Here is a 4,261-nt window from a genome sequence, read left to right on the forward strand (position 1 = left end):
GACCGCGTGCCCCGACGCCGGGGCCGGCGCGGCGGCCGGCGGCGTGGACCGGGTCGGGTCGACCGGGGCGCCGGGCGACGCCGGGGGCACCGGCTCGGTGGGACCCGACGGGGGCAGGTCGGACATGAACCCTCCTCAGCAGCGACGGCTGGAACGGCTCATGATCTTCCACGGTGCGGGCCGGCACCGCAGCCCCCTCGTCGGGGTGGCGCGGCCGCCGATCGGGGCGGCGGCCACGAGCGGGTCAGGCGATGACGCGAACCCGCTCGGCCTGCGGGCCCTTCTGGCCCTGGGCGATCTCGAACTCGACCCGCTGGCCGTCGTCCAACGCCTTGTAGCCGTCCATCTCGATCGCGGAGAAGTGGACGAAGACGTCCTGCCCGCCGTCGACGGCGATGAAGCCGTAGCCCTTTTCGGAGTTGAACCACTTGACGGTGCCCTGTGCCACGGTGCACTTCCTCACTCTGCGCGGCGTTCCACAACCCCGGAGACCGGCGGACCGGCACCGGCGAGCCACCGGTCCGGCGATCGGCGACGACCGCTGAATCGAGTGACCGAAATCGCACGCTACACGAGGCGTGACGACCGCGCACGACCACAAATCGGGCATATTCCGGTCGCTGTCCGCGCCCGCCCGGGCGCGGGCACCAGCCCTTCCGGTATGCATGCCACATGACCAGCGCGCCCACCACGACCACCACCGTCCGCCGGGTCCGGCCGGCGGACGCCGCCCGGATGCGGGCACTCCGGCTGGAGATGCTGGCCGATTCCCCGCTGGCGTTCCTGGAGACCGTGGCCGAGGCCGCCGCCCGGCCGCACGCCGACTACGCGGCCCGGATCGCCGCCGTATCGCAGGGCGATCACAACGCCCAGTTCGTGGCCGATCCGGGCGGCCGCCTGGTCGGTCACGCCGGCGGCACGGTCGCCCCGGACGAGCCGGGGCTGACCGTGATCTACGCCGTCTACCTCACACCGGCCTGGCGGGGCAGCGGGCTGCTCGGCGCGCTGGTGGACGAGGTGGCCGCCTGGTCCCGGGCGTGCGGCCGGCCCGAGCTGATGCTGGAGGTGGTGGTCGGCAACGACCGCGCCCGCCGGGCGTACGAGAAGCTGGGCTTCGTGGACACCGGCGTGCGGGTCCCGCACCCGAGGATCCCCGGTCTCCACGAACTCCAGATGCGCCGCCCGGCCTGACCGGTTCGGGTGCGCCCGTTGTCGCTCCGGCAACAACAGACGCACCCGAGCGCGACCGGCCTCAGACGTGCCGGCGGCTCTGCACGATGCGGAACCGGTTCGCCACGTAGGCGCCGTCGGTCAGCGCCGAGTTCGCCGCCGGGTTCGCCCCCGAGCCGTGGAAGTCGGAGAACGCCGCCGACTGGTTGACGAACACCCCGCCGGTCAGGTTGCAGGACAGGTGCACCCCGGCGTCGATCGCCGCCGCCTCGGCCGCGTCCAGCACCGCCTCGTCGGTGGAGTAGACGCCGGCGGTCAGGGCGCCCTTGTCCCCGACGGTCGAGCGGAGGATCTCCAGGCTGTGCCCGGTCGAGTCGGTCGCGATGGCGAACGAGATCGGGCCGAACCACTCGCGGGAGTAGGTCGCGGTGTCGGCCGCGTCCAGCTTGACCACGGTCGGCGTCCGCACCACGGCGTCCGGGAAGGACGGGTGCGCCACGGTACGCGACTCCAGCACCGGCTCGCCGACCTTGGTGACCTCCTCCAGCCGCTCCAGCACGCCGTCGTTGACGATCGCGCCGGTCAGCTCGACGCTCCGGGCCGGGTCGGCCGTGAGCTTGGCGACCGCGCCGGCGATGCCGGCGGCCACCTCGTCGAAGCTCTTGTGCCCCTGGTCGGTGTCGATGCCGTCCCGCGGGATGAGCAGGTTCTGCGAGGTGGTGCACATCTGGCCGCTGTAGAGGGTCAGCGTGAAGCCGAGGTTGCGGCACATCCCGGCGAAGTCGTCGGTGGAGTCGATCACCACCGTGTTCAGGCCGGCCTTCTCGGTGTAGACGGCGGCCTGCCGTGCGTTCGCCTCCAGCCAGTCGCCGTACTCGGTGGAACCGGTGAAGTCGACGATCCTGACGGCCGGGTGCAGGGCCAGGGTCGAGGCGAGCTTCTCGCCGGCCGCCTCGGGGGCGAGCTGCACCAGGTTGGGGTCGAAGCCGGCCTCGGCGAGCACCTGGCGGGCGTACTTCACGGTGATGGCGAGCGGCAGCACCGCGCGCGGGTGCGGCTTGACGACCACGGGGTTGCCGGTGGCCAGCGAGGCGAAGAGCCCGGGGTACGAGTTCCAGGTCGGGAAGGTGTTGCAGCCGATCACCAGCGCCACACCGCGGGGCACCACGTGGAACGTCTTGCTCATCCGCAGCGGGTCACCCTTGCCGGCGGCCTTCTCCCAGCCGGCCGTGCCCGGGTGCCGGGTCATCTCGGCGTACGCGTAGGCGATCGCCTCCAGCGCCCGGTCCAGCGCGTGCGCGCCGCCGGCCTGGAACGCCATCACGAAGGCCTGGCCGCTGGTGAACTGCACCGCGTTGGCAAGCTCGAAGACGTTCTTGTGCAGCCGGTCGAGGATCTCCAGGCAGACCCCTGCCCGGGCCTGCGGGCCGGCGTCGCGCCAGGCCGGCAGGGCGGCGCTGGCGGCGGCCACGAGCTGGTCGGGGGCGGCGTGCGGGTAGCGCACGTCGAGCGCCACGCCGAACGGGCTGACCTCGGTGGCGACCGTGCCGCCGTCGCCCGGCTGGTCGAGCGGGAAGTCGGCGCCCAGGTACGCCTCGAAGGCGGCCTTGCCGTCGGCGGCGGCGGTCTCGCCGTAGACCCGAGGGCTGGGCGACTCGGGATAGGCGGACCAGTACCCGCGCTCCGTGATCGCGGTCAGCGCCCGGTTGAGGGTCTCGGCGTGCCTGTCGTACAGGGGGTGCGGGGTCTCCGTCATGCCCGCCATCATGCAACAGGAAGCCACCAGATCAGTAGTGGCGTGTCACAAGTCAGATCGTCAGTTGCCAGTCGGTCGAGCCGGCCGCCGGCCGGTAGCCGAGCTGCTCGTTGATCGCGATCATGTGGGTGTTCGCCGCCGCGTTGAAGGTGTCGATCACGCGCAGCTCCGGTTCGTGCGCCAGCGCGTGGTCGAGGTTCTCGATCTTCGTGAGCAGCCCGAGCCGGCGGCCACGGTGTGCCGGGTCGACGATGGTGATCTGCTGCCAGGCGTGCCAGGTGGTGTTGGCCGCCAGGCTGACCATGCTCCACGCGACCAGCCGGCCGGACGCCCCGTGCACCGCCCCGACGCTGTACCGGCGGACCCCGCGCGCGTCGAGCGCCCGCTCCGTGCCGCGGATCCGCTCGGCGTCGACCTTCTCCTGCTCCCATTCGAGGTCACCCAGGGGAGCGTCCACGAGGAGCCGCCCCTCCAGGTAGGCGACGTCGGCGACGTACTCCTCGGGGGTGCGGTTCGACCAGCGGACCGTGCGGTAGCCGGCGGCGGCCGTGCGGGCACCGGCGAGCAGGCCGGCCAGGCGCGGCCGGTCGAGCGCGGTGACGTCCAGCCGGCGGCGGACGTCGGCGAGCGCCGGCTTCGCGCCGACGGCCGCGGCGAAGCCGGCCCCGGGCAACTCCCGCCCCTCCTCCCCGGGCAGCGGGCTGACCGTCGACCCGACCAGCCGCTTGCCGCCGTGCTCCCGCAGCAGCCGCAGCCCGTGCTCGTGGAGGGCGCGCCCCACCCCGCGCCGCCGGTGGGCGGGGTCCACCACCAGCTCGACGCTGGCGTTCTCGGTGTTGTCCAGGGTGTGCAGGTACAGCCGGAGCCAGCCGGCGGGCGCGCCGTCGAGGCGCGCCACCCACCAGCGCATGTCGACGCCCGGCATCGGGTGCCGCAGCGGCGCCTCGAACCGCCGCCGGCACAGCGGGGGGAGGTCCGGCTCGTCCACGGCCTGCGCCGCGACCGCCGTCCGGTAGACGGCGTCGAGGGTCGCCTGGTCGGCGGGGTCGAGGGGAGAGACGGAGATGCCCATGCCCGCGAGCCTGGCGCAGCCGACAGCGAAGGGGCCAGCGGTTTTCCGCCGGCCCCTTCGGACGTTGGTCGGGAGGGACGTCCGCACAACGCCTCCGGCGTTGGGTCGCAAGAACTTGAAAAGTCTCCGGCGGATGCCCTCCCGCACGGAGCATCTTGCGCCGTCCAATTCCTGCCGTCAAGTCCTTGTCGGCGCGTTTTCCACACTCACAGCGAAAAGCCAGTTACCCAACGGATCACCCCAATCCCCCGCCCGGGCGATCC

4 protein-coding genes are annotated in these 4,261 nt (G+C 73.0%); 1 reads left to right on the forward strand and 3 read right to left on the reverse strand.

Annotated features, from left to right (window positions below; all coding sequences use genetic code 11):
• Positions 1-244: 244 nt before the first annotated feature.
• On the reverse strand, positions 245-448 hold the full coding sequence (locus ACW0Q9_RS29440; RefSeq protein ID WP_067305333.1) for a cold-shock protein: 204 nt from the start codon (positions 446-448) through the stop codon (positions 245-247).
• Between the two features lie 224 nt (positions 449-672).
• Here ACW0Q9_RS29440 and ACW0Q9_RS29445 point away from each other — a divergent pair, with 224 nt between their 5' ends.
• Complete coding sequence (locus ACW0Q9_RS29445) at positions 673-1,191, forward strand: N-acetyltransferase family protein (RefSeq protein WP_456186861.1); 519 nt, start codon at positions 673-675, stop codon at positions 1,189-1,191.
• A 61-nt stretch (positions 1,192-1,252) separates the two neighbouring features.
• On the opposite strand, the gene paaN is transcribed toward ACW0Q9_RS29445, so the two are convergent.
• Both paaN and ACW0Q9_RS29455 read right to left on the reverse strand, forming a co-directional pair.
• On the reverse strand, positions 1,253-2,926 hold the full coding sequence (gene paaN, locus ACW0Q9_RS29450; protein WP_456186863.1) for a phenylacetic acid degradation protein PaaN: 1,674 nt from the start codon (positions 2,924-2,926) through the stop codon (positions 1,253-1,255).
• Between the two features lie 52 nt (positions 2,927-2,978).
• A complete protein-coding gene (locus ACW0Q9_RS29455) occupies positions 2,979-3,998 on the reverse strand; it encodes an N-acetyltransferase family protein (protein WP_456186865.1) in 1,020 nt (339 codons plus the stop codon).
• Between the last annotated feature and the right edge of the window lie 263 nt (positions 3,999-4,261).

This window comes from Micromonospora sp. I033, from assembly GCF_053890995.1.

Coding starts and splice junctions, on each gene's coding strand:
- ACW0Q9_RS29445 (WP_456186861.1), top strand. CDS start 673: ATGACCAGCGCGCCCACCACGACCACCACCGTCCGCCGGGTCCGGCCG.
- paaN (WP_456186863.1), bottom strand. CDS start 2,926: ATGACGGAGACCCCGCACCCCCTGTACGACAGGCACGCCGAGACCCTC.
- ACW0Q9_RS29455 (WP_456186865.1), bottom strand. CDS start 3,998: ATGGGCATCTCCGTCTCTCCCCTCGACCCCGCCGACCAGGCGACCCTC.